This is a genomic window from Streptomyces sp. NPDC050164, from assembly GCF_044459945.1.
GTDB classification, from domain to species: domain Bacteria; phylum Actinomycetota; class Actinomycetes; order Streptomycetales; family Streptomycetaceae; genus Streptomyces; species Streptomyces coeruleorubidus_A.
Genome location: NZ_JBITJK010000010.1, coordinates 79466 through 103017 on the forward strand (window position 1 = coordinate 79466; position 23552 = coordinate 103017).

Here is a 23552-nt window from a genome sequence, read left to right on the forward strand (position 1 = left end):
GGCTCGCGTCCGGGCCAGGCCAGACCTCAGCCGCCGACCGGGAACCCACACCCACGCAACCACACCCCGACCCACCCGACCGGCCCCCTCCCAGGCCAGGCCAGACCTCAGCCGCCGACCGGGAACCCGCGCCCGTGGAACCACACCCCGACCCACCGGGCCGCCTCCTCCGGCCCGGACACGACCGGGACGCCCTCGGGGACCGGGGGGCGGCGGACCACGAGGACCGGCAGGCCGGCCTCCCGGGCGGCCGTCAGTTTCGGTGCGGTGGCCGCTCCCCCGCTGTCCTTGGTCACCACGACGTCGACGCGGTGCTGGCGCAGCAGCTCGCGTTCGCCGTCGAGCGTGAAGGGGCCGCGGTCGAGCAGCACCTCCATGCGGGCCGGGTGCGGGGCCTCGGGGGCGTCCACGGACCGTACGAGGAACCACAGGTCGTCCAGCGCGGCGAACGCGGCCAGGCCCATCCGCCCGGTCGTGAGGAACACGCGCCGGCCGAGCGACGGCAGCAGCCTCGCGGCCTCCTCCAGGGAGCCGGCGTCGTGCCAGTCGTCGCCCGCGACGGGGACCCAGCCGGGGCGCCGCAGGGCGAGCAGGGGAACATGGGCGGTGGCGGCGGCCCGCGCCGCGTGGAAACTGATCGTCCCGGCGAAAGGGTGGGTGGCGTCGATGAGCACGTCCACCCGTTGCTCGCGCAGCCACGCGGCCAGCCCCTCCGCCCCGCCGAAGCCGCCGATCCGGACCTCGCCCGGGGGCAGGCGGGGGCTGGCCACCCGCCCGGCGAGGGAACTGGTCAGGGTCAGGCCGGGCGTGTCGTGGAGCAGTTCGGCAAGACGGCGGGCCTCCGTGGTGCCGCCGAGAATCAGTACGCGCATGGAAGTCCAGGTCCGTTCATGAGCAGCGAAGTGAAGGGCGGCCGCAGGGCCCAGCTGGAGCGCACCGGCCTGCGGCCCGGCTGGACCACCGGCGCCTGTGCGACGGCGGCCACGACGGCGGCGTACACCGCCCTGCTGACCGGCGAGTTTCCCGACCCCGTGACGATCACCCTGCCGAAGGGGCAGACACCGTCGTTCGCGCTGGCCGTCGAGGAGCTGGGCGACGCGCACGCGATGGCGGGGGTCGTGAAGGACGCCGGGGACGACCCGGACGTCACGCACGGGGCGCTGGTCCGGGTCACGGTACGGCGGCTGCCCGCCGGGGCCGGGGTGGTGTTCAAGGCGGGCCCCGGCGTCGGCACGATCACCCGCCCCGGTCTGCCCCTGCCCGTCGGCGAACCGGCCGTCAATCCGGTCCCCCGCCAGATGATGCGCGACCATGTCGCCGAGGTCGCCGCCCGGCACGGCGGCTCGGGCGACGTCGAGATCACCGTCTGCGTCGACCACGGCGAGGAGATCGCCCGCTCCACCTGGAACCCCCGGCTCGGCATCCTGGGCGGCCTGTCCATCCTCGGCACGACCGGCATCGTCGTCCCGTACTCCTGCTCGGCGTGGATCGACTCCATCCGGCGGGGCGTGGACGTCGCGCGGGCGGCGGGGCGCAGGCATGTCGCCGGATGCACCGGGTCGACGTCGGAGAAGACGGTCGTGGCCGAGTACGGGCTGCCCGAGGACGCCCTGCTCGACATGGGCGACTTCGCGGGCGCCGTGCTGAAGTACATCCGCCGGCACCCCGTCGACCGCCTGACGATCTGCGGCGGCTTCGCCAAGCTCTCCAAGCTCGCCGCCGGGCACCTCGACCTGCACTCGGCCCGTTCCCAGGTCGACAAGGGCTTCCTCGCCGAGCTGGCCCGGCGCGGCGGCGCGGACGAGGCGCTGGCCGCGGAGGTGGCGGACGCCAACACCGGGCTCGCCGCGCTCCAGTCGTGCCTGGCCGCCGGGGTGCCGCTCGGCGACCTGGTCGCCGCGACCGCCCGCGACGAGGCCCTGGCCGTGCTGCGCGGGGCGCCGGTCGTGGTCGACGTGATCTGCATCGACCGGGCGGGGACGGTGGTGGGGCGCAGCGCGCCGGCCTGACGGCGGGGGCCGTACACGTACACCGCTTTCAGCACACGTGGCGTTCCCGCTCCGGCGAGTACAGGTGGCTGTCCCGGAACTGTTGCGCCCCGAGTGTGCGCCCCACCATGATCACGGCCGTGCGCAGCACACCGGCCTCCTTCGTCTTCCCCGCGATCTCGTCGAGGGTGCCGCGGATGATCAGCTCGTCCGGGCGGGAGGCGTAGGCGACGACCGCGGCGGGGCAGTCGGCGCCGTAGTGCGGGAGGAGTTCGCCGACCACGCGGTCCACGTACTTGGCGGCCAGGTGCAGCACGATCAACGCGCCGCTGCGGCCGAGGGTGGCCAGGTCCTCTCCCTCGGGCATGGCAGTGGCCCGGTTGGCGACGCGGGTGAGGATCACGGTCTGGCCGACGGTCGGTACGGTCAGCTCCCGCTTCAGGGCAGCGGCCGCGGCGGCGAAGGCGGGTACGCCCGGGACGACCTCGTAGGGCACCCCGGCCGCGTCCAGCCGCCGCATCTGCTCGGCGACCGCGCTGAACACGGCGGGGTCCCCGGAGTGCAGTCGGGCCACGTCGTGCCCCTCCTCGTGGGCGCGCAGCAACTCGGCGGTGATCTGGTCCAGGTCGAGCTGCGCGGTGTCCACCAGCCGGGCGTCCGGCGGGCATTCGGCGAGCAGTTCGCGCGGGACCAGGCTGCCCGCGTACAGACAGACCCGGCAGGCGGCGAGCGTGCGGGCGCCGCGCACCGTGATCAGGTCGGCGGCACCTGGGCCGGCACCGATGAAGTACACGGTCATCTGTCTGCTCCTGAAGGGGTGTCGAGCGTTTTCCGTACGGCCCACTGGGTCACCGGCATCGCCTGCCGCCACCCGGTGAAGCCTCCCACCGGCACGGCGTGCGCCACGGCGAGCCGCACCAGTTCGCCGCCGCGGCGCCGGTGGGCGTCGGCGAGCAGCGCCTCGGACTCCAGCGTCACGGTGTTGGCGACCAGCCGCCCGCCGTCGGGCAAGGCCTCCCAGCACGCGTCCAGGAGGCCGGGCGCGGTGAGGCCGCCGCCGACGAACACGGCGTCGGGGGGCGGGAGTTCGGCGAGGACGGCGGGCGCGGCGCCGGTGACGACCCGCAGTGCGGGCACGCCGAGCCGGTCGGCGTTGCGGGTGATCCGCTCGGCGCGCGCCGGGTCCCGCTCCACGGTGACCGCGCGGCACGAGGGGTGGGTGCGCATCCACTCGACGGCGATCGAGCCGGAGCCGCCGCCGATGTCCCACAGCAGTTCGCCGGGGGCGGGGGCGAGCACGCCGAGGGTGGCGGCGCGGATGTGCCGCTTGGTGAGTTGCCCGTCGTGCTCGTACGCCTCGTCCGGGAGCCCGGGCACGGCGCCGAGGCGCAGGGCGTCCGGGGCGCGGCGGCACTCCACGGCCACGATGTTGAGCGGATCGCCGGGCGGCTGCGCCCCGGGCCAGTCGTCGGCGGTGGACTCGTCGGTCGTGCGTTCCTTGTCGCCGCCGAGCTGTTCGAGGACGCGCATCCGGCTGGACCCGAAGCCCCGGTCCCGCAGCAGGGCGGCGACCTCGCCGGGGGTGGTGGCGTCCGCGCTGAGGACGAGGAGCCGCCGGCCGTGGTGCAGAGCTGCGGCCAGGCGGGCGGCGGGCCGGCCGACGAGCGTGACGACCTCGACGTCCTCCAGCGGCCAGCCGAGCCGGGCGGCGGCGTAGGAGACGGAGGAGGGGTGCGGCAGGACGCGCAGGGCGCCGGTCTCCTCGGCGAGGGCGCGGCCGATGCCGTAGAACATGGGGTCCCCGCTGGCGAGTACGGCGATCCGGCGGCCGGCGTGCGCGGCGAGCAGGCCGGGGACGGCGGGGCGCAGGGGCGAGGGCCAGGCGATGCGCTGCCCGGTGCACTCCGGGGGCAGCAGATCGAGCTGGCGAGGGCCGCCGATCAGGACCTCGGCCTCGCGCAGCGCGGTGCGGGAGGGGCCGGGCAGTCCCGCCCAGCCGTCGGCCCCGAGCCCGACGACGGTCACGGCGGCGGTCGGTGCGTCAGGTGCGGGGGTCACTGCGTGGTACCTCGGGGCTCGGGGACAACAGAGGCGCACTCTACTGGGCGCTGACCAGCGCGCCTGTGCTCGGGTACGCATGCCCTCGGCCGTCACCGTCCCGCCCGGTCGCCGGCCGACCCTGTCGATCGACACCGCCGCGAACGCCGCGACCGAGAATGGCCGGATCCAGCCGGGGTCGGGCTGAGCTCGGGTTCGGGCACCTCCCTCCCAAACTGCACTTAGGCTAGGCTAACCTTCGCCGCGTGAGATCTGGTGAGGAAACGGCCGGCAGTCAGCGTCTGCGCGGACATCAACTTTCGGCCACGGGCGTGACCGTGTCGTACGACGGCGTGGACGTCGTGCACGACGCGGCGATCGCGCTCCGGCCCGGTGAGGTGACCGTCCTTGTCGGGCCCAACGGCAGCGGGAAGTCGACGCTGCTGCGCACCATCGCCCGGTTGCAGCGGGCCCGCGAGGCCACGCTCAGAATCGACGCCGACACCGACGGCCTCGCCCTGACCGCCCGGGAGTTCGCGCGGTACGTGGCCCTGCTGACCCAGGGCCGCCCCACACCCAGCGGACTGACTGTGCGCGACCTCGTCGAGTTCGGCCGCTACCCCTACCGGGGCCGCTTCGGCCGCCCGGACCCGGACGCATCGGCCGCGGTGGAGCGGGCGCTCGCGCTCACCGGCGTCACGGACCTCGCCGAGCGCGGCGCCGACCATCTCTCCGGCGGGCAGTTGCAGCGGGTGTGGCTCGCGAGCTGCCTCGCGCAGGAGACCGGCGTGCTGCTGCTGGACGAGCCGACGACCTATCTCGACCTGCGCTATCAGATCGAACTCCTCGACCTCGTCCGCGATCTGGCGGACGACCACGGGATCGCCGTCGGGGTCGTCCTGCACGACCTCGACCAGGCGGCGGCCATCGCCGACCGGATCACGCTGCTCGAAGCGGGCCGGATCGTCGCCGACGGCCGGCCCGAGGAGGTCCTGACCCCGGAACGGCTGACCGCCGTCTACGGCATCCGGATCGACGTCGACACAGACCCCCACACCGGCCGGATACGGACCCGTCCGATCGGCCGGCACCACACCCGCACCACCCCAAGCGAAAGGCTCGGCACCACCTCATGAGACGTCTCCTGCTCACCGCGGCCGGCACCACCGCCGCGGCACTCACCCTCGCCGCGTGCGGCACCACCGAGCCCGCTGCCGACAACTCGAAGAAGACCTCGGAGGCCATCACCCTCACCGACTCGACGGGCGCGAAGGTCGAGCTCGACGGTCCGGCGAAGAAGGTCGTCGCCACCGAGTGGAACGAGGTCGAGAGTCTCATCACCCTCGGTGTCGACCCGGTCGGCGTCGCCGACGTCAAGGGCTACAAGACCTGGGACACGGCCGTCCCGCTGAAGAACGAGCCGAAGGACATCGGCACGCGCGGCGAGCCGAGCATGGACACCATCGCCTCCCTCTCCCCCGACCTCATCGTGGCCAGCTCCGACCTGCCGGACGCGGCCGTGAAGCAGATGCGGAAGATCGCCCCGGTGCTGGAGGTGAAGTCCGCCGACGCCTCCGACCAGATCGGGCAGATGTTCACGAACCTCGACCTCATCGCCAAGGCCACCGGCACCACCGACAAGGCGAAGACCGCCCGGAAGAACTTCGAGGCCAAGGTCGCCGAAGGCAAGAAGGCCCTCGCCGACGCCGGGCTCGACGGCACCGGCATCGCCTTCGCCGACGGCTACGTCACCTCCAACCAGGTCTCCCTGCGCCCGTTCACCAGCGGCTCCCTCATCGGGTCAGTCAACGAGCGGCTCGGCCTGAAGAACGCCTGGAAGGTCAAGGGCGACCCGGCCTACGGCCTCGGCAGCACCGACGTCGAGGGCCTCACCGTTCTGCCGAAGGACGTCCAGTTCGCGTACATAGGCAACGACGGCGACAAGTCGAGCACGCCGTTCACCGGCGCGCTGGCGAAGAACGCCGTGTGGACGTCCCTGCCGTTCGTGAAGTCGGGCGACGTGCACCGGCTGCCCGACGGCATCTGGATGTTCGGCGGTCCCGGGTCGATGGAGGCGTACATCGACGCCCTCGTCGACGCGCTGACGAAGTAACGGGGTCATGGCCGTCACCGAAGCGCCTCCCGGCACCACCCGTCCGCCGGCGGCCGCGTCCCGGACGGGTGCGGCCGCGGTGACGGCCGGGCTCGTCCTCCTGGTCGCCGCTCTCGCCGTCGTCGACATCACCCAGGGCACCGCCGCCGTCGGACCGGCCCAGGTGCTCAAGGCCCTGACCGGGCAGGCCGATCCGGGCGACGCGTCCGTGGTGATCGCCTCCCGGCTGCCGCGGATGGCCGCCGGCATCCTGGTCGGCGTCGTCCTCGGCATCGCGGGCGCCGTCCTCCAGGCGGTCAGTCGCAACGTGCTCGCCTCCCCCGACACCCTCGCGGTGAACGCCGGTTCGTATCTGGCGCTCGGGCTGGTCGGCGCGACGGGCGTCTCCCTGCCGCTGCTCGCCTCCTCCGGCGTCGCCTTCGCGGGCGGGCTGGTGGCGGCGGCCGTCGTGCTCGCCCTGTCGGGCCTCGGCACGGGCACCGTACGGCTGGTGCTCGCCGGCACCGCGCTCGCGCTGGGCCTGAACTCCATGACGGAAGGGCTGCTCCTGCTGTTCCCGCAGCAGACGGAGGGCCTCTACCAGTGGAACCAGGGCAGCATCAGCCAGAACGGCTTCGACGGCGTCCTCCAGATGCTGCCCGTCGCCCTGGTGGGCCTCATCGGGCTGCTGCTGGTCGCCCGCCGGGTCGACGCGCTCGCCCTCGGGGACGACGCGGCACGCGGGCTGGGCGTCCCGGTGCACGCCACCCGCGTCACGGTGGTCGTGCTGGCGGCGCTGCTGTCCGCGGCGGCCGTCACCCTCGCCGGGCCCATCGGCTTCGTCGGGCTGTGCGCCCCCGCCCTCGTGCGTCCGCTCGCCCGCCGGTTCCGGGGCTTCGTCCGCGCCCGCGCGGCCCTGCCCGTGGCCGGACTGGCCGGTGCCGGGCTGGTGCTCGGCTCGGACGTGCTGCTGCGGGCCCTCGTCCCCGCCGACACGGCGGTCGCCGTGCCCACCGGCATCGTCACCAGCCTGGTCGGTGCGGTGTTCCTGGTGGTGACGGCCCTGCGGCTGCGGGACACGGCCGGGGCCGACGCGCCGGACCGGCTGCGCATCCCCAGCCGGACGGCGTTCCTGGTCACGGTGGCCGCCCTGGTCGCCGTGGCCGTCGGCGTCACGCTGGCCGGCGTCCTGCTGGGCGACAGCAAGCTCCTGCTCGGCGATGTCGCGAACTGGGTGCAGGGGCGGGCCGGTCAGACCGTCTCGTTCGTGCTGGACACGCGTGTGCCGCGGGTGCTCGCGGCCCTGTGCGCGGGAGCTTCACTCGCCCTGGCCGGCACTCTGGTGCAGGCCGTGACCCGCAACCCGCTCGCGGAGCCCGGGGTGCTGGGCGTCTCCGGCGGAGCCGCGCTGGGCGCCGTGCTGCTCGTGACCACCGTGCCCGCCGCCGGATCGTGGGGCATCGCGGGTGCCGCGTTCGGGGGCGCCGCGCTGGCCTCCGCCGTCGTCTTCGGGCTCGCCGCGCGGGGCGGCTACCGGCAGAACCGGCTGGTCCTCGTCGGGATCGGCATGGCCGCCGGCTCCACGGCCCTGATCAGCCTGCTCATCGTGCTCACCGACCCGTTCAACGCCACGAAGGCGCTGACCTGGCTGTCCGGTTCGACGTACGGGCGGACCATGACGGACGTCCTGCCCGTCGCGCTCATGCTGGCGCTGGGCCTGGTCGTGGCGGTCGCCCGGCGCACCGAGCTGGACCTCGTCTCCCTGGACGAGGACACTCCGCGGCTGCTCGGCCTCGGACTCCCCGGCGCCAGGCTGGGCTTCCTCGTCGTGAGCGTCCTGCTCGCCGCGACCGCCGTCGCCTCGGCCGGCACGATCGGCTTCGTGGGCCTCGTGGCGCCGCACGCGGCGCGTGCCCTCGTGGGCCGGCGGCACGTGCGGGTGGTGCCCGTCGCCGTCCTCCTCGGCGCCGCGCTGGTCTGCACGGCCGACCTGCTCGGCCGCACGGTCATCGCCCCCGCCCAGCTGGGTGCCGGTCTGATGACGGCGGTGATCGGCACGCCGTACTTCCTGCGTCTGCTGGTACGGAGCCGAAGGGCGGCATGAACACCCGCGGTCGCGCCAGGAGATCGTGGCGTCGCCTGTGACGCGGCGGACCATCAGGTTGTGGGTACTGTGATCACGGCTTGGGGCCGTCGCCCTCAGCCGACCTCGCCAGGCGAAAACAGAAGCAGTGCACCACGCTCTCGGGCGGCGCCTTGACCGTGACGACGGTGTGTCCCGACGCCCTTTACCCCGGAGGTAATTGAAGGCGCATGCGCTTCGGCGACAGCCTCTTCGTCATGTCTGCCCTTTGGATAGGTGTCGTCGCCCTCTTCTTTCTCGGCATGGGCTTCTTCGGCCTCATTGCGCCCACTGCGCTCATCCGACCCTTCGGTATCGAGCCGACTGCCCCGGAAGCACGTGGCGAGGTCCGCGCCGTCTACGGCGGGTTCGGTGTCGTGCACTTCACCACCTCGTCCCCGGAACAGGGCGATGCGCTCACCCGCCAACGCGGTCGCCGGCACCCGCTCGCCGCGCACCCGCCGGGACAGGGCGGCCGGATACCAGTAGTCCGGGTTCGCGCCTACGCGCCGCAGACCGGATTCGGCGGGAGCCGGGTCGCTGTGTCCCGAAGCTGATCGCACCCGGCCTCGGCGGCGAGGGCGGTGGCCCTGTCGGTCTCGGTCATGCCTCTCCTCGCAGGTGGGACACGCGGACAGCCACCCTCACCCTGACCGCGACCCTCTTCCGGTGCCCCGGAGGGTCCGGGCGGGTGAACGGCTCTCAGGCGCCGCGCAGTGGGTTGGGCAACGGCAGGTAGCGCGCGGCCGCGCCGTCGGCGCCCGTCCAGCGGAGCAGCAGGTTGGTCTTGCCGGGGAGGGTGGGCGAGGCGAGCAGGGCGGGGATCTCGGGGACGTCGTGGCGGGCGAGTTCGCGGCGGGCGGCGGGCCAGGGGTCGAGGCCGGGGTGGCGTTCCGCGAGGGCGCCGGCGATCTCGCAGAGGTGGTTGACGACCAGGCAGTACACGAGCCGCTCCCAGCCGGCTTCCCGCTCCACGTCGGGCAGGAGTTTCACGCCCTCGGCGTCCCGGTACAGCGCCTGCACGGGTGTGCCGCCGGCGTCCACGGCGACCAGGGTGTTCTGGAGGTGCGCCTCGATGACGACACCGTGCCGGGCGAAGGCCGTCAGGGCCGGGGGCACCACCTGCGCCAGGTACGCCGCCCACCACGCCTCGGGGTCGGCGGCCCCATCGAGCGGGCTGCCGTCGAAGCCCTCGACGAGACCGGCGGCGAGCAGCGGGGTCGCACCGGGCAGGAGACGGCCTGCGAAGCCGTCCCGGACGAGGACGGCCAGGGCCTCGAAGGCGAAGTCGGCGGTGCGGTATCCGCGGTCGCTGAGCCAGGCCGGGGGGCCTTCGAACGTCTCGAAGGCGGCGCACACCGCGGCGTCGGTCCGGCGCAGGGCGAGCAGGTCGTGGCGCCACAGCCGGCGGATGTCGTTGGTGATGCGCACGTCCAGGCTGAACTTCAGGAAGAGGTCGTGCCCGGGCGCGTAGAGCGTGCGGATCGCGGCCGTCGGCCAGGTGTCGAAGGCGGTCGTGCCGAGCCGGACGACTCTGCCGTCCGCGAAGGCGTCGGCGAGCTCGGGACCGGCCAGGTCGAGCTGCCAGGGGTGGGCGGGCAGCAGCCGGTAGCCGGGCGGGGCCGTGCCGAGGGCGTCGAGGGCCGAGGTGTCGCCCTCCTCGACGACGGTGTCCTCGCGCAGCCCGAGCAGGGTCAGCGGGAAGCGGGCGTACGCCTCGGGCGCGTAGGGCAGCCAGCCGGCGGCGGGGCCGCCGCCGCGCGCCTTGGGGGCCGGGTGGTGGGTGTGGCCGGTGAGGAGGCACTGCTCGGAGCGCAGATAGGGGTCGTCGGGCGGGGTCGCCCGGGCGCGGGCGGCCAGCAGCGCGGCCACGGCGTCCCGGCTGTCGATCATCTCCGCGGGCAGTTCGTGGTTGGACAGCCCGGTGTGCCGGCGCAGTTCCTCCGCGACGAGTTTGACCAGCTCGGTGTGGCCGACGCGGTGCCAGCCGCCGCCCACGCGGACCTCGGGCTCGGCGGGTCGCCGCGTGCCGCGCACGCGCAGCAGGCGGTCCCCGCCGGGCAGGTGGTGGACCCGGTGCTCGCCCGTCTCGCTCACCGGCCGCGCCACCTCCCGCAGCAGGCAGTTCAGCAGCGGCACGGCGGCGTACGCGTCGGCCCGTTCGGCGAGATCGCCGGTGACCGGGTCGTCCTGGGCGAAGTCGCCGGGGGCGGATGCGCCGTGGGCGGAGTCGTCGCCGTCGGGCGGGGGCATGAGGTCCACGCGTTCCACTCGTTCCCTGCGGTCCTTCCGGATTTCCGGACTTCCGGGCGGAGATGATCGGTATGCGTGTCGTCGTCATCCCGCCGTGACGCCCTATTCGTACCCGAGGAGCCCGCCCGTGCACCGTTCCCCCACCGCCGAGGCCGAGGTCGCCGACGAACTGGCCGTCGTGCGGCCCGGTCTCCTGCCGCGGTACGAGGCCGAACTGCCCGGCGCCCGGGCGGCCGTGCTGTCCCGGCTGTGGCGCGGTCTCGCCCACGATCCGCTGCCCTGGGTCACCCGTGAGCAGGGCCGGGACGGGCTGACCCTGTACCTGTCCGACGGCCGCCGGCTGCACGGCCCGCGGCCGGATCCGTACGCGACCGGCGCCTACGTCACCGTCGTACGGCTCGACGAGGCGGAGTACGACGATCCGGCCCGGCTGGTGACGGACCTCGCCGTACCGCACTCCGCGTCCTTCGCCGCCGAGCTCGGGCACAGTGTCGCCTCGTTGGCGCTGTCGCGAGCGGGGCAGGAGCGGCGCGCGACGGACGCGTGGCCGGGGAGCGACTGGGAGTGGGAGCAGCGGATCGTCGACGGGCATCCGTTCCATCCCACCTGCCGGTCCCGGCCCGGTTTCTCGGTGGCCGAGCAGCTCGCCTACGGGCCCGAGCACCGGCCGCTGGTGGAGCTGGGGCTGGTGCCGGTGCGGGCGCAGGAGTGCCTGGTGACGGGCGCTTGGCCGCGGGATCTGCGGGACGGGGAGCGGGTGGTGCTGCCGGTGCACCCTTGGCAGGCGGCGCACGTGCTGAAGCGGGTGTGCGAGGAGCGGCGCGCCGGGCATCCCCTGATGTCGCTGCGGACGCTCGCGCTGCCCGGCGGGCCGCACGTCAAGACCTCGCTCAGTGCCCGGCTGACGTCGTCGGTGCGGGACATCTCGCTGCCCTCGGTCGCCGCGTCCGCGGTGCTGTCGGAGTTCGCCGGGACGCCGGCGGCGCACACCGACGGCCTGCTGCACATGACCCGCACCCTGGGCGCGGCGGCGGCCGGCTCCCCCGACTTCGCGGCCGTCCTGCGGGAGCCGCCGGAGACGTACGCGAGGGACGGCGAACGGGTCCTGCCGGTGGCGGCGCTCGCCACCACCGACCTCCCCCGCTCCCCCGCCTGGCTGGCCGGCTTCGCGCGCCTCGCCCTCACCGTCGGTCTGCGGCTGCTGGAGCTGGGCGTGGCCCTGGAGGCACACGGCCAGAACCTCCTGGTGATCCTGTCGCCGGCGGGCGATCCGCTGCGGCTGGTCTACCGCGACCTGGCCGACATCCGCGTCAGCCCCGTCCGTCTCGGCCGGCACGGCATCACGGTGCCCGACCTGCCCGCCCGGATGGTCACGGACGACGAACGCACGCTGCGGCGCAAGCTGTTCGGCTCGCTGGTGGCGGGAGCGCTGGCCGGCACGGCAGGGTCGGGGGCGGCGCTCACGGAGGCGCTGGAGACGGCCGTACGGGAGCTGCCCCGCAGCCCGGACCTCGCGGCGCTGCGCGCGGAACCGCTGCCCACCAAGGCGCTGACGCTGATGCGGCTGTCGCCGCAGACGGCCGGGGACCAGTGGGCGGAACTGCCCAACCCCCTTGCCTGAACCCCGTTTTGGAGCACGGCACCGGTGATCAATAAGATCCGCCGATGATCACAAGAAAACGGCCGGTGGCAGCGGTCTGTGCCCTGCTCGCCGCGTTGACGGCCGGGCTCGCCTGCCCGGCCGGAGCGGCCGCCGGCGAACCCACGGGCCAGGACGCCCCCAAGGTCGACCTCGTCCTCGATGTGAGCGGTTCGATGCGGGCGCGGGACATCGACGGACAGTCGCGGATGGCCGCCGCGAAGCAGGCGTTCAACGAGGTGCTCGACGCGACGCCCGAGGAGGTGGAACTCGGCATCCGCACCCTGGGCGCCGACTACCCCGGGGACGACCGGAAGACGGGCTGCAAGGACACCGCGCAGCTCTACCCGGTCGGCCCGCTGGACCGCACCGAGGCCAAGACGGCCGTCGCCACGCTCACCCCGACCGGCTGGACGCCGATCGGCCCGGCCCTGCTGAAGGCGGCCGACGACCTGGAGGGCGGCGACGGCTCCAAGCGCATCGTGCTGATCAGCGACGGCGAGGACACCTGCGCCCCGCTCGACCCGTGCGAGGTGGCCCGCGAGATAGCCGCCAAGGGCATCGGCCTGACCATCGACACGCTGGGCCTGGTGCCGACGGCCAAGCTGAGCAGGCAGCTGAGCTGCATCGCCGAGGCCACCGGCGGCACGTACACCTCGGTGGAGCACCAGGACGAACTCACCGACCGCGTCAACCAGTTGGTGGACCGGGCCGCCGATCCGGTGGTGACGCCGGTGCCTGTGGAGGGCGCCGCCGAGTGCGCCAAGGCACCGGCGCTGAAGTCCGGGCTGTACACGGACCGGGAGGAGTTCGGGCAGCAGCGCTGGTACCGGGTGCACGTGCTGCCGGGCCAGGAGCTGCGGGCCTCGGTGAGCGTGGCGGCCGACCGGGCCGTGACTCCCGCCTACGGGGTACTGCTGCGAGCCGTCACGGTGCACGGGCGGGAGATCGTGCGGGGCGAGGCGGCGGGCAACGGCCGTACGGATGTGATCTCGACAGGGCTCAGGCACCCCGAGCCCGAGCGTGACGGCACCGACAGCGACAAGCCGGCCGCGCAGGCCGTGTGCCTGGCGGTCACCCACTCCTTCTCGGCGGCCTCCGGGGTGAAGACCGCGCCCGGTCTGCCGCTGGAGCTGACGGTCGACGTCGTGGACGGCCCGAGCCAGGCGGGCGACGTGGCCTCCTTCGGCCTCGGCCGCGGCTGGTGGCTGCTCGGCGCGCTGATTCTCACCGGCTTCCTCGCCGGTCTCGTCTGGGGCTGGCTGTCGCGCTGGCGGGTCGCGATCTGGAGGACCGACTGATGCGAACGGTACGTGTGTTGAGCGCCGCGCTGCTGACCTTCTCACTGACGGCCGCCCCGGCCGCGGCCGACCCGTGGCCGAGTGCGTCGCGGGACGGCGCGTCGGCGCCCACGCAGGCGGGCACGTCCTTCCGTACGGCCACGGAGATCGAGCAGGGGCAGCGGGCCACGGCGAGCGGCTCCACGGGCGACTACCTGTACTGGTCGTTCCCCGCCGACACCGGAGCGCGCCCCACGGTCAGGGCGTCGGTGAAGCTGCCGGACACCCACGCCGAACAGACCTGGCAGATCGACGTGTACGACGGCCTGCGCCGCCGCCAGGCCTGCCAGTACGGGGCACAGACCCGCACCGCGGCGGCCAACGCGCCCTCCGTGGACCTGACCTGCGTGCTGCGCACGGTCCGCGCCTGGTCGGAGCCGTGGGCGAACGACCCGCTGCCCGGCACCTATTACATCCGGCTGACGGCCACCGGTGTCCCCACCTCCGACCTGGGCCTCCCGGTCGACACCGAGGTCCGCGCCGACTCCAAGGACACCGGCGGCTCGGCGGCGGTGGACGGATCGCTGGCCGAGCCACTGGTGCCGGGCATCGCGACGAGGTCCGAGGACCAGCAGGAGAACGCGGCCGTACTGGCCGGCCTGCAGCCCGAGGACGGCTGGGCGTCCGGCTGGTGGTCGGACCGGTGGGTGTGGACGGCGGTGGGCGGCGTGCTGGCGGCGCTGGCGGGTGTCGCCGGCCACGCGCTGACACGCGGCGCGGGACGGCCGTCACGGGTGCCGCCGAGCGCCTGACCGTGCTTCGAAGGCCCGCTGTTTCAGCAGGCCCGCTGACTGCGGGCCTTCATTCACGCTCGCGGAGTGCCTGGCGAGGTCATGCCTCGCGGAGCGCCTTGGCCAGCGTGCCCTCGCCGCTCACCTCGACCCGGCCCTCCCGCACGGCCCGGGCCAGGCTCAGCTCCCCCCGGCTGAGCGCCGTACACGTGCCGGTGTCCAGGACCAGCCGGGCGTCCGGCTCCCCGGGGGCGGGCCCGTCGCCGTACACGAGCCCCTCCTCGGCACCGGCGTGCAGGTGGAACAGCCCCTCTTCCAGGCGGACTTCGACGAGTCCCTCCCCGTCCAGCAGGCGCAGCAGCGGCAGGGCGAACCAGTGCGCCCGCACCGCGTCCGTCGGCCGCCGCTCGCCGAGTTCCGCCTGCCCCCACTCCCCCAGCGCCTGGAGCACGGGCAGCAACTCACCTCCCCGGGCGGTGAGTTCGTACACGTAAGCCGCGCCGGGAGGCGGCAGCCGGCGGCGGGTGGCCAGGCCGTCGCGTTCCATGTCCCTGAGCCGGGAGGCGAGTACGTCCGTGCTGACGCCGGGCAGGTCCGCGTGCAGGTCGGTGTAGCGGCGGGGACCGGCGAGGAGCTCCCGGACGATCAACAGGGTCCAGCGGTCGCCGACGACGTCGAGGGCGCGAGCGGCGGAACAGTACTGGTCGTAGCTTCGGCGAGGTGGCATGCGACGCAGTCTAGACAAGTTGTTGGACTTTCCAAGCTGCTACTTGGTAAAACCAAGCAACACCAGTCAGCGAGGGGAAGCGGCGCATGGAGTTCCGGCAGTCGAGCAAACTGAGCGAGGTCTGTTACGAGATCCGCGGCCCGGTGATAGAGCACGCCAACGCGCTGGAGGAGGCCGGTCACAGCGTGCTGCGCCTGAACACCGGCAACCCCGCGCTCTTCGGGTTCGAGGCGCCGGAGGAGATCCTCCAGGACATGATCCGGATGCTGCCGCAGGCACACGGCTACACCGACTCGCGCGGCATCCTCCCCGCCCGCCGCGCGGTCGCCCAGCGCTACCAGACGCTGGGCCTGGAGGTCGGCGTCGACGACGTCTTCCTCGGCAACGGCATCTCCGAGCTGATCTCGATGGCCGTACAGGCGCTGGTCGAGGACGGCGACGAAATCCTCATCCCCGCACCGGACTTCCCGCTCTGGACGGCGGTGACGACCCTCGGGGGCGGCAAGGCGGTCCACTATCTGTGCGACGAGCAGGCCGACTGGTACCCCGACCTGGACGACATGGCGTCGAAGATCACGGACCGCACGAAGGCCGTGGTCATCATCAACCCCAACAACCCCACCGGCGCGGTCTACCCGAAGGAGATCATCGAGGGCATCCTCGACCTCGCCCGCCGCCACGGCCTGATGGTCTTCGCCGACGAGATCTACGACCAGATCCTCTACGACGACGCCGTGTACCACTCGGTCGCGGCGCTCGCCCCCGACCTGGTCGTCCTGACCTTCTCCGGCCTGTCGAAGACGTACCGGGTGGCGGGCTTCCGCTCCGGCTGGCTGGTGGTGACGGGCCCGAGGCAGCACGCGAAGGACTACCTGGAGGGCCTGACGATGCTGGCCTCCATGCGGCTGTGCGCCAACGCGCCCGCCCAGTACGCCATCCAGGCCGCGCTCGGCGGCCGCCAGTCCATCCGCGAACTGACCGCGCCCGGTGGCCGGCTGCTCGAACAGCGGGACGTGGCCTGGGAGAAGCTCAACGAGATCCCCGGCGTGACGTGCGTGAAGCCGAAGGGGGCGCTGTACGCGTTCCCGCGCCTCGACCCCAAGGTGCACAAGATCCACGACGACGAGAAGTTCGTCCTGGACCTGCTGCTGCGGGAGAAGATCCAAGTGGTGCAGGGCACGGGCTTCAACTGGCCGACCCCGGATCACTTCCGCATCCTGACCCTGCCGCACGCGGACGACCTGGAGGCGGCGATCGGGCGGATCGGACGCTTCCTCGGCGGGTACCGGCAGTAGGCGCGATTGTCAGTGGCGGGTCGTAGCCTTCCAGCAGGTGGGGCGAGTGCCCCGGGGCCTGTGCCGGAGAGGAGCGCGCCGTGACCCGACCGCCGACCGCCGCGCAGCGGCGGGTCATCGACGCCGCCGACCCGGTGACCGGCCGGCTGCGGGGTACGGAGGCACAGCTGGCGGCGCTGGTGCGGCAGGGGCTCGCCTTCCGGCACCCCCGGCCGCCGCACGACCACTTCCTGACCCCGGAGGGCCACCGGGTGCGGCAGGGCGTCACACAGGTGCCCGTGCCCGCCGCCGAGGCCCCCGCAACCGCCGGTGTGTTCGCCGCGCGCGTCGGCGGCGAGGAGGCGGCGCCCGAGACCGGGCCCGCCCGGCGCCGTGAGGTGCACAGCGCCTGGCAGGGACTGCTGGAGCTGCGCCGGATGACCAACCCGGACGGTGCGGTGGAGCGGCCCTGCGGCTGGGAGCGTACGCATCTCGTGCAGGCCGCCGCACTCGCGCTGGAGGCGGCCGGACACCGCCCGGCCGGGCGGGACGACGGGGGCTACCGGGTGCGGGAGACCCCGCAGCCGGAGGCCGTCGCCGTGTACGAGCCGGACGACGAGGCGCTGCGGGCCTGCGCGGCCACCCTGGAAGGGGCAGGCTGGCAGGTGAGCGAGCACCGCGAGCCGCGCACCGGGACCCGCTATCTCCTGGCCTCGCCGCGCCGGGCGTGATGAGCATGCCAAGATCGGGGGATCGTTGCGTACGCCACGAGTGTCCGGTGCCAGAAGGGAAGCCCATGAGCGAGCCGTTTTCCGTCCCGGTGACCGTCCGCGGTTACGAGACCGACGTGCAGGGTCACCTCAACCAGAGCGTGTACCTGAACTACGCGGAACACGCCCGCTGGTCGTTACTGCAGGCCGCGGGGATCAGCCAGTCCGCCCTCATAGGCAGCGGCGTGGGCCCGGTCTCCCTGGAGACGACCATCCGCTACAAGCGGGAGCTGCTCGCGGGCGACGAGGTCGAGGTGACCTGCGCCTTCGCCTGGGGCGAGGGCAAGACCTTCCGCATCGAGCAGACGGTCCGCAAGACGGACGGCACGGTGGCGGCCGAGATCACGGCGGTCGGCGGCCTGCTGGACCTGAAGGCCCGCAAGCTGGTCGCGGAGCCCCAGGAGCGCTTCAGGGAGCTGGCGTCGGACCCGAGCCTGTTCGGACTCTAGGACGCCTGCCGCCAGATCGTCATGTCCACCATGAGGGAGGCGAGCTCCGGCAGTGCGGTCGACTTCGTCTCGACCACGAGCAGGGCGATGTCCCCGGACGGGTGCTTGACTCAGATCTCGCTGCCGCTCGCCGCCCCGGCCAACGTCCAGCGGTGGCGATCGGCGTCGGCGAGGATGAGCCGGCACTCGTCCGGGGTCGCCCCCTCATCGGTCCGTCTCCCCCTCGTCCCCTGTCCCCCCGGTCAACGGTGAGTTGACCGAGGCAGGAGCCTAAGCGGAGTCCGGAGCTGTTTTCGCCGGTCTCACGGTGCGGCCGGGGTCCGGGTGACGCCCGTGATCTCCTCGCCCGCCTCCATCGGGTGGGTCACGTCGTGGGCGTCCCGGTCGCGTCGGCCCAGGTGGTTGAAGACCAGGTTCAGCAGGACCGCCGCCACGCAGCCCGTCGAGATGCCCGAGTCCAGGACGATCCGCGCCGTCTCCGGGAAGGCGTGGTAGAACTCCGGCGCCGTGATGGGGATGATGCCGACGGCCAGGGAGACGGCCACGATCAGGACGTTGTTGTCCTTGTCCAGGCCGGCCCGGACCAGGGTCTGGATGCCGCTGGCCGCGACCGAGCCGAACAGCACCACGCCCGCCCCGCCGAGCACCGGGCGCGGTACGACGGCGATCAGCGAGGCGGCCATCGGGCACAGGCCCATCAGCACCAGGAATCCGCCGCCGGCCGCGACGACATAGCGGCTGCGGATCTTCGTCATCGCCACCAGGCCGATGTTCTGCGCGAAGGCGCTGCACATGAAGCCGTTGAAGAGCGGGCTGATCGCCGAGCCGAGGGTGTCGGCGCGCAGGCCGGCCGCGATGGTCTTCTCGTCGGCCGGGCGGTCGACGATCTCACCCAGCGCCAGCATGTCGGCGGTCGACTCGGTCATCGACACCACCATCACCACGCACAGGGAGAGGATCGCGGCGAGCTGGAACTGCGGGGCGCCGAAGTGGAAGGGGGTCGGGAAGCCGATGACCGCCGCGTCCGCGACCGGGCCGAAGTCCGTGGCGCCGAACGGGAGCGCGATCAGCGTGCCCGCGACCAGGCCGAGCAGCACCGCGATCTGCTTGACGAAGCCCCGGGTGAAGCGCCGCAGCAGCAGGACGATGACGAGAGTGCCGGCGGCCAGCCCCAGGTTGGTCGCCGAACCGTAGTCGTGCGCCGCCGGGTCGGGTCCCTGAGCCCAGCCGAAGGCGACCGGGAGCAGGGAGATGCCGATCAGGGTGATGACCGTGCCCGTCACCACCGGCGGGAAGAAGCGGACCGCCTTGCAGAAGACGGGGCGGCTATGAAGCCGAGGAGTCCGGCGACGATGACCGCGCCGAAGATGATCGGCAGGGCGTCGGACCGAACAGCGACTTCGCTCGATCGTGTGATCGTCGGTTGATGAGCTTGCGGCGGCACACGGGCAGCGGGGTAGCGTTGCCGTGCGATTTGGAACGTCGGGCACGGCGCCAGCGCGCGGGGCCCCTGCTCCACAGAGGGACGGTTCAGGGCCTCCCCGCCGCCTCTGGCCGCGCCCACCAGACCAGGTCGTGAGGGACTCCGCCCGCCCGGCTCGGACCACGGACAGGATTCGTGTCGCCGCCCGGGATGCGAAAGCGGACGACCAGTGCGCCCAAGACCGTTCGGGGCGTGCCAGTGCACGGGCTCACGCCCGTCGCTGCTGAGGAACGGTGGGGCGACGACTCCTGCCCAGCGAAAAGAGGGAGTTCCGTTCCGGGGCGCGCCATCTCTGCGCGCCCCGGAGACGGCCGCCGTGGACCCCGCTCGGGTCCGCGGCACCGGCCGGGAGCCGTCCCTCCCGGCCGGAGTCATCGGGGGGGTCAGCCCTGCGCGGCGATCCTCGCCAGCCGCCGGGCCTCGTCCCGCGTGGAGCGGGCGATGGCGTCCTCGTCGACCGTGAGCAGCCGCCCGTCCTCGACGATCTGCCGGCCGTTCACGAAGGAGGCGGTGACCGGGGCCGCCGCGCCGAAGACCAGGGCCGTCACCGGGTCGGCGATGGAGGCGTGGGCGAGCGTGTCCAGCTTCCACAGGACCAGGTCGGCGAGCTTGCCCGGCTCCAGTGAGCCGGTCTCCGCCACCCGGCCCAGCACCTGGGCGCCGCCGTAGGTGCCGAGGCGCAGCGCCTGGCGGGCGTTCAGGGCGGCCTCCTTGTGCGCGCCGAGGCGGTTGATGAGGAGGGCGTTGCGCAGCTCGGTGTGGAGTTCGCCGGACTCGTTGGACGCGGTGCCGTCGACGCCGAGGCCGACCGGGACGCCGGCCGCGAGCATGTCGGGGACGCGGGCGATACCGGCCGCGAGACGGGCGTTGGACGACGGGCAGTGCGCGACGCCGGTCTTCGTACGGGCGAAGGCGGCGATGTCGGAGTCGTTCATGTGGACGCAGTGCGCCATCCACACGTCCTCGCCGAGCCAGCCGGTGGACTCGAAGTACTCGGTCGGTCCCATGCCGAACAGTTCGTGGCAGAACTTCTCCTCCTCCACGGTCTCCGAGCCGTGGGTGTGGAGCCGTACGCCGAGGCGGCGGGCGAGCTGCGCGCCGTCCCGCAGGAGTTCGGTGGAGACGGAGAAGGGCGAGCAGGGCGCGACGGCGACCTGGGTCATGGCGTCGAAGGAGGAGTCGTGGTGCTGCCGGACGGTCTCCTCGGTGGCGGCCAGCGCCCCGTCGAGGGTCTCGACGGCGAAGTCCGGGGGCAGGCCGCCGTCCTTCTCGCTGCGGTCCATGGAGCCGCGGGCGAGGGTGAAGCGGACGCCCATGTCGCGGGCGGCGCCGATGATCGCGCCGGACAGGTCGCCGGAGCCGTGCGGGAAGACGTAGTGGTGGTCCATGGCGGTGGTGACGCCGCCGCGGGCCATCATCGCGAGCGAGCCCTGGGCCGCCGCGCGCACCATCGGCTCGTCGATGCGCGCCCAGACCGGGTACAGCGCGACCAGCCAGTCGAAGAGGTTGTGGTCCGTGGCCAGGCCCCGGGTGATCCACTGGTAGAAGTGGTGGTGGGTGTTGATCAGTCCGGGGGTGACGAGGTGACCGGAGGCGTCGATGCGGCGTACGACGTTCTCCAGGCCCTCGGGGGCCTTGCCCGCGCCGACCGACTCGATGCGGTTGCCGGCGAGGACGACATGTCCGGAGGCGTACTCGGTGTCGTCGGCGTCGACGGTCGCGATCGCACAGTTCTCGATGACGATGCGCTGGGCTGCTGCCATGGTTCGTCCTTTGCGCTGAGGTGGAGGGGGCACGGCAGGACCCTGGGAGTTTGAGTGCCGTGGCCGAGGAGATGGGTTCCCCGGCCACGGGTGCCGAAAGAGGGAACGTCAGAGGTTGGTGAGGTCCACGGGGATCTGCGCCTCGCAGCCGTCCCGCAGGATCGTCGCCTCGATCAGGCCGTAGGGGCGGTCGGCCGCGAAGTACACAGCACCGTCGGCGGTATCGTTCTTCAGCCCGAACGGCTCCAGATCGACCAGGAAGTGGTGCTTGTTCGGGAGGGAGAAGCGGACCTCGTCGATCTCGCCGCGGTTGTCGATGATCCGCGCGCCCATCTGGTACAGCGTCTGCTGGAGCGAGAGCGAGTACGTCTCGGCGAAGGCCTGGAGCATGTGCTTCCTGGTCTGCTCGTAGGACTGCTCCCAGTTGGGCATGCGCTGGTCGTCGTCGGTCCAGTTGAACCGCCAGCGGGCGGAGACCTGGGTGGCCAGGATGCGGTCGTAGGCCTCCTTCAGCGTCGTGTACTTGTCCTTGACGTAGCCCCAGAACTCGGAGTTGGTCGAGTTCATCACGACGAGGTCCTTCAGGCCCGAGATCACCTCCCACGACGAGCCGTCGTAGGTGATCTGGGTCAGCCGGACCTCCTGACCCTTGCGGACGAAGGAGTGCCTGGCCTCGTCGGCGCCGGTTGACTGCGAGTTGGCGTCGGAGGCCTCGATCCGCTCCCAGGCGTACTCCTCGATGCGGATCCGGGCCCGGTGGATCGGCTCCTGGCTGGTGACGAAGTGGCGGGCGAGGTGGATGCCGAACTGCTCGGCGGACTCGATGCCGTGCTCCTTGGCGAACGCGTACACCGTGTTCTTGGTGGTGTCGGTGGGCAGGACGTTGGCGTTCGAGCCGGAGTAGTGGACCTCGTCCATGTCGCCGCTCAGCGACACGGAGACGTTGAGGTCCTTGATGCGGTGGGTGGCGCCGTCCCGCGTGATCTTGACGACTCGGTTCTCGGCCTTGCCGTACTGGTTCTGTCCCAGAATGGTGGGCATGAGTAGCTAGCTCCCTCGGTACACGGAGTAGCCGAACGGGTTGAGCAGCAGCGGTACGTGGTAGTGCTCGCCCGGTACGACGGCGAACGTGATCGCCACCTCCGGGAAGAACACACCGGCGCCGCTGTCCCGATTCGCGGGGGCGTCCTGCTGCGCATCGGCTTGGCTTTTCGCGTCGTTCGCGGACTTCTTCTCGAAGTACGGCTCGACGGCGAAGTCGAGCCGTACGTGGGTGGTCCCCTCCGGCAGGGCCGGGAGGTCCTTGCACCGGCCGTCCGCATCGGTCGCGGAGCCGCCGAGCGCCTGCCAGGCGGCCGCACTCCCGCTGCGGGCGGAGAGCCGGACGGCGACGCCCTCGGCGGGGCGGCCGGCGCTGGTGTCCAGGATGTGCGTGGACACGGACGCGGTGGCGGAGGTGCTCATGCTGCTGTCAGTCCTCTTCGACGAGTCGGGCCAGGCGGATGCGGTTGATCTTCCCCAGTTCGGTGCGGACGATCTCCCGCTCCCGCCCCGGCGTGTTGCCGATCCGTTCCCTGACCGCGTCGCGCATCTGCTCGCCGGTCCGGCCGGTGGCGCAGATCAGGAAGACGTGGCCGAACTTCTCCTGGTAGGCGAGGTTCAGCTCCAGCATCTCCGCCTTGAGCGCGTCGGAGGCGCCGGCCATGCCGCGCTGCTCCCGGGCCGAGGTGGGGTCACCGGGTTTCGGGCGGCCGATGGGCGGGTGGCCGGCCATCGCCTCCGCGAGGTCCTGCGCCGTCAGCTCCGCCATGGCGGCGTCGCTCGCGGCGTACAGCGCCTCGGGGGTGGCGTAGGGGCGGGCGGCGAGCAGCCGCTTCGCCCACTCCGTGGAGGCGCACGCCTCGTGGAGCGCGGTGAAGGCCGCGTGCTCCTCGAGGGCGTTGAACCGGGCCAGGCCCGGCGGCGTGGAAGTGGAAGTCACGGGAGCCTCCGTGGCCGGGTACGGCCTTCGTGCTGAACGGGCGTGCCGATAGCTAACGCCCTCCCCCGACAGCACGTCAACAGTTTGTTGAAAATTCCGTGTGACGAAACCCGGCGAGGCGGCGGAACCGGGCATGAGCCTGGTCAGGGCACGAGCCCGGTCAGGCCCCCTTCTCGCGGTTGAGGTAGTTGTAGACGGTGAAGCGGCTGACGCCCAGGGCGCTCGCCACGGTCTCCACCCCGTGCCGTACGGAGAAGGCGCCGCGCGCCTCGAGTATCCGTACGACCTCCTGCTTGGCCTTGCGGTCCAGGTCGGCCAGCGGCATGCCCTTGCGGCGCTCCATGGCGGCGAGGATGTGGTCGAGGGAGTCGGCGAGCTGCGGCAGCCGTACGGCGACGGCGTCGCGGCCCTCCCAGGACAGGACGACGTCGTCGGGGCCGGCCTCGTCCGGCGGGATCATCTCGCCGCCCATGGCGTCGACCAGGGGCTTCACGGCCGCGATGAACGGCTCGTCCCCGGCGCCGCTCACGCCTCGCCCTCCTCGATCACGTTGACCTGGAGCGAGACCCGGGTGGCGCCCGCCTGCAGGGTCTTGCGGAGCAGGGCGTCCACGGCGGTGAGCACCGCGTCGGCACCGCCCTCGGCGGTGTTGCCGAACGGGCCGACGTCCACGGCGTCCAATTCGGCGGCCTCCACGACCTCGCGGGCGACCAGCGCGTGCGCGGGTGCCTCGTCGAGGTCGAAGGGCTCGGTCGTGAACTCCACTCTCAGTCGCATGCTGCCCCCAGAACCGTCGTGACCTGTGCGACCTTAGCCGACGCCGGGGCGGACCGGACCGCCTGCGCACGCACTCCGCACTCTGCGCATGAACACATCCCCTCCGACATACACACACGCTTCCCA

The 23552-nt window shown here is 72.8% G+C and carries 22 protein-coding genes and 1 pseudogene; 11 read left to right on the plus strand and 12 right to left on the minus strand.

The genetic code is table 11. From position 1 onward, the window contains the following. Window positions 1–107: 107 nt before the first annotated feature. Window positions 108–872, minus strand: a complete 765-nt coding sequence (locus tag ACIBNA_RS16810) for a cobalt-precorrin-6A reductase (protein WP_399165954.1) — start codon at window positions 870–872, stop codon at window positions 108–110. Window positions 873–890: 18 nt separating this feature from the next. On the opposite strand from ACIBNA_RS16810, the gene ACIBNA_RS16815 reads away from it, so the two are divergent. Next, window positions 891–2009: a cobalt-precorrin-5B (C(1))-methyltransferase gene (locus ACIBNA_RS16815; RefSeq protein ID WP_399165955.1), complete on the plus strand. Its 1119-nt coding sequence runs from the start codon at window positions 891–893 to the stop codon at window positions 2007–2009. Window positions 2010–2037: 28 nt separating this feature from the next. Here ACIBNA_RS16815 and cobM read toward each other — a convergent pair whose 3' ends face one another. Both cobM and cbiE read right to left on the minus strand, forming a co-directional pair. Continuing rightward, window positions 2038–2787, minus strand: a complete 750-nt coding sequence (gene cobM / locus ACIBNA_RS16820; protein ID WP_399165956.1) for a precorrin-4 C(11)-methyltransferase — start codon at window positions 2785–2787, stop codon at window positions 2038–2040. After that, window positions 2784–4046 carry a precorrin-6y C5,15-methyltransferase (decarboxylating) subunit CbiE gene (gene cbiE / locus ACIBNA_RS16825; protein WP_399165957.1) on the minus strand — a complete coding sequence of 421 codons (1263 nt, stop codon included), beginning with the start codon at window positions 4044–4046 and terminating at the stop codon, window positions 2784–2786. The genes cobM and cbiE overlap by 4 nt, the downstream gene beginning before the upstream one ends. A 245-nt stretch (window positions 4047–4291) precedes the next feature. On the opposite strand from cbiE, the gene ACIBNA_RS16830 reads away from it, so the two are divergent. The 4 genes from ACIBNA_RS16830 (at window position 4292) to ACIBNA_RS16845 (ending at window position 8796) form a co-directional block, all read left to right on the plus strand. Then, window positions 4292–5161 (plus strand): ABC transporter ATP-binding protein, encoded by an 870-nt coding sequence (locus ACIBNA_RS16830; protein ID WP_399165958.1) that lies wholly within the window; start codon window positions 4292–4294, stop codon window positions 5159–5161. After that, window positions 5158–6138, plus strand: coding sequence for an ABC transporter substrate-binding protein (locus ACIBNA_RS16835; protein ID WP_399165959.1), 981 nt, complete (start codon window positions 5158–5160; stop codon window positions 6136–6138). Before ACIBNA_RS16830 ends, ACIBNA_RS16835 begins: the two co-directional genes overlap by 4 nt. Before the next feature lie 7 nt (window positions 6139–6145). After that, window positions 6146–8221 (plus strand): iron ABC transporter permease, encoded by a 2076-nt coding sequence (locus ACIBNA_RS16840; RefSeq protein ID WP_399165960.1) that lies wholly within the window; start codon window positions 6146–6148, stop codon window positions 8219–8221. Between the two features lie 209 nt (window positions 8222–8430). Further along, complete coding sequence (locus tag ACIBNA_RS16845; protein ID WP_399165961.1) at window positions 8431–8796, plus strand: DUF4345 family protein; 366 nt, start codon at window positions 8431–8433, stop codon at window positions 8794–8796. A 145-nt stretch (window positions 8797–8941) separates the two neighbouring features. Here the strand turns inward: ACIBNA_RS16845 and ACIBNA_RS16850 are convergent, their stop codons facing one another. Continuing rightward, window positions 8942–10510: an IucA/IucC family protein gene (locus tag ACIBNA_RS16850; RefSeq protein WP_399165962.1), complete on the minus strand. Its 1569-nt coding sequence runs from the start codon at window positions 10508–10510 to the stop codon at window positions 8942–8944. A gap of 109 nt (window positions 10511–10619) precedes the next feature. On the opposite strand from ACIBNA_RS16850, the gene ACIBNA_RS16855 reads away from it, so the two are divergent. From ACIBNA_RS16855 to ACIBNA_RS16865, 3 genes are read left to right on the plus strand one after another with little or no spacing between them, the layout of a single operon-like run. Next, a complete protein-coding gene (locus tag ACIBNA_RS16855) occupies window positions 10620–12113 on the plus strand; it encodes an IucA/IucC family protein (RefSeq protein WP_399165963.1) in 1494 nt (497 codons plus the stop codon). Window positions 12114–12157: 44 nt separating this feature from the next. Then, window positions 12158–13432 carry a VWA domain-containing protein gene (locus tag ACIBNA_RS16860; RefSeq protein ID WP_399165964.1) on the plus strand — a complete coding sequence of 425 codons (1275 nt, stop codon included), beginning with the start codon at window positions 12158–12160 and terminating at the stop codon, window positions 13430–13432. Continuing rightward, the gene (locus ACIBNA_RS16865; RefSeq protein ID WP_399165965.1) at window positions 13432–14223 is read left to right on the plus strand and encodes a hypothetical protein; all 792 of its coding nucleotides are present in this window, start codon (window positions 13432–13434) and stop codon (window positions 14221–14223) included. The genes ACIBNA_RS16860 and ACIBNA_RS16865 overlap by 1 nt, the downstream gene beginning before the upstream one ends. 79 nt (window positions 14224–14302) lie before the next feature. Here ACIBNA_RS16865 and ACIBNA_RS16870 read toward each other — a convergent pair whose 3' ends face one another. Further along, complete coding sequence (locus tag ACIBNA_RS16870; RefSeq protein ID WP_399165966.1) at window positions 14303–14929, minus strand: winged helix-turn-helix transcriptional regulator; 627 nt, start codon at window positions 14927–14929, stop codon at window positions 14303–14305. A gap of 86 nt (window positions 14930–15015) precedes the next feature. Between ACIBNA_RS16870 and ACIBNA_RS16875 the strand changes: the two genes are divergently transcribed. From ACIBNA_RS16875 to ACIBNA_RS16885, 3 genes are all read left to right on the plus strand, one after another. Beyond that, window positions 15016–16224 carry a pyridoxal phosphate-dependent aminotransferase gene (locus tag ACIBNA_RS16875; RefSeq protein ID WP_274820733.1) on the plus strand — a complete coding sequence of 403 codons (1209 nt, stop codon included), beginning with the start codon at window positions 15016–15018 and terminating at the stop codon, window positions 16222–16224. Between the two features lie 80 nt (window positions 16225–16304). Further along, on the plus strand, window positions 16305–16934 hold the full coding sequence (locus ACIBNA_RS16880; RefSeq protein ID WP_399165967.1) for a hypothetical protein: 630 nt from the start codon (window positions 16305–16307) through the stop codon (window positions 16932–16934). Between the two features lie 65 nt (window positions 16935–16999). Next, the gene (locus ACIBNA_RS16885) at window positions 17000–17422 is read left to right on the plus strand and encodes an acyl-CoA thioesterase (protein ID WP_399165968.1); all 423 of its coding nucleotides are present in this window, start codon (window positions 17000–17002) and stop codon (window positions 17420–17422) included. 302 nt (window positions 17423–17724) lie between these two features. Here ACIBNA_RS16885 and ACIBNA_RS16890 read toward each other — a convergent pair. The 7 genes and pseudogenes from ACIBNA_RS16890 to ACIBNA_RS16920 all read right to left on the minus strand — a co-directional run. Then, a pseudogene (locus ACIBNA_RS16890) lies at window positions 17725–18812 on the minus strand (nucleobase:cation symporter-2 family protein); the annotation flags it as partial. A gap of 476 nt (window positions 18813–19288) precedes the next feature. Further along, entirely contained in the window at window positions 19289–20668 is a 1380-nt protein-coding gene (locus ACIBNA_RS16895) for an 8-oxoguanine deaminase (protein ID WP_399165969.1), read from the minus strand. A 108-nt stretch (window positions 20669–20776) separates the two neighbouring features. Continuing rightward, a complete protein-coding gene (pucL, locus tag ACIBNA_RS16900; protein ID WP_399165970.1) occupies window positions 20777–21709 on the minus strand; it encodes a factor-independent urate hydroxylase in 933 nt (310 codons plus the stop codon). 6 nt (window positions 21710–21715) lie between these two features. Continuing rightward, window positions 21716–22132 (minus strand): hydroxyisourate hydrolase, encoded by a 417-nt coding sequence (gene uraH, locus ACIBNA_RS16905; RefSeq protein WP_399165971.1) that lies wholly within the window; start codon window positions 22130–22132, stop codon window positions 21716–21718. Window positions 22133–22139: 7 nt separating this feature from the next. Next, entirely contained in the window at window positions 22140–22649 is a 510-nt protein-coding gene (gene uraD / locus ACIBNA_RS16910; protein ID WP_399165972.1) for a 2-oxo-4-hydroxy-4-carboxy-5-ureidoimidazoline decarboxylase, read from the minus strand. A 160-nt stretch (window positions 22650–22809) separates the two neighbouring features. Further along, window positions 22810–23178 (minus strand): helix-turn-helix domain-containing protein, encoded by a 369-nt coding sequence (locus tag ACIBNA_RS16915; RefSeq protein ID WP_010039054.1) that lies wholly within the window; start codon window positions 23176–23178, stop codon window positions 22810–22812. Further along, window positions 23175–23426 (minus strand): hypothetical protein, encoded by a 252-nt coding sequence (locus tag ACIBNA_RS16920; RefSeq protein ID WP_399165973.1) that lies wholly within the window; start codon window positions 23424–23426, stop codon window positions 23175–23177. Before ACIBNA_RS16920 ends, ACIBNA_RS16915 begins: the two co-directional genes overlap by 4 nt. Window positions 23427–23552: the final 126 nt, after the last annotated feature.

What these genes read in the sequence shown, in the direction of transcription:
- ACIBNA_RS16865 (WP_399165965.1), top strand. Translation starts at nt 13,432, where the DNA reads ATGCGAACGGTACGTGTGTTGAGCGCCGCGCTGCTGACCTTCTCACTG.
- ACIBNA_RS16845 (WP_399165961.1), top strand. Translation starts at nt 8,431, where the DNA reads ATGCGCTTCGGCGACAGCCTCTTCGTCATGTCTGCCCTTTGGATAGGT.
- ACIBNA_RS16815 (WP_399165955.1), top strand. Translation starts at nt 891, where the DNA reads ATGAGCAGCGAAGTGAAGGGCGGCCGCAGGGCCCAGCTGGAGCGCACC.
- ACIBNA_RS16870 (WP_399165966.1), bottom strand. Translation starts at nt 14,929, where the DNA reads ATGCCACCTCGCCGAAGCTACGACCAGTACTGTTCCGCCGCTCGCGCC.
- ACIBNA_RS16920 (WP_399165973.1), bottom strand. Translation starts at nt 23,426, where the DNA reads ATGCGACTGAGAGTGGAGTTCACGACCGAGCCCTTCGACCTCGACGAG.
- pucL (WP_399165970.1), bottom strand. Translation starts at nt 21,709, where the DNA reads ATGCCCACCATTCTGGGACAGAACCAGTACGGCAAGGCCGAGAACCGA.
- ACIBNA_RS16810 (WP_399165954.1), bottom strand. Translation starts at nt 872, where the DNA reads ATGCGCGTACTGATTCTCGGCGGCACCACGGAGGCCCGCCGTCTTGCC.
- uraH (WP_399165971.1), bottom strand. Translation starts at nt 22,132, where the DNA reads ATGAGCACCTCCGCCACCGCGTCCGTGTCCACGCACATCCTGGACACC.
- ACIBNA_RS16885 (WP_399165968.1), top strand. Translation starts at nt 17,000, where the DNA reads ATGAGCGAGCCGTTTTCCGTCCCGGTGACCGTCCGCGGTTACGAGACC.
- ACIBNA_RS16840 (WP_399165960.1), top strand. Translation starts at nt 6,146, where the DNA reads ATGGCCGTCACCGAAGCGCCTCCCGGCACCACCCGTCCGCCGGCGGCC.
- cobM (WP_399165956.1), bottom strand. Translation starts at nt 2,787, where the DNA reads ATGACCGTGTACTTCATCGGTGCCGGCCCAGGTGCCGCCGACCTGATC.
- ACIBNA_RS16860 (WP_399165964.1), top strand. Translation starts at nt 12,158, where the DNA reads ATGATCACAAGAAAACGGCCGGTGGCAGCGGTCTGTGCCCTGCTCGCC.
- ACIBNA_RS16895 (WP_399165969.1), bottom strand. Translation starts at nt 20,668, where the DNA reads ATGGCAGCAGCCCAGCGCATCGTCATCGAGAACTGTGCGATCGCGACC.
- ACIBNA_RS16875 (WP_274820733.1), top strand. Translation starts at nt 15,016, where the DNA reads ATGGAGTTCCGGCAGTCGAGCAAACTGAGCGAGGTCTGTTACGAGATC.
- ACIBNA_RS16835 (WP_399165959.1), top strand. Translation starts at nt 5,158, where the DNA reads ATGAGACGTCTCCTGCTCACCGCGGCCGGCACCACCGCCGCGGCACTC.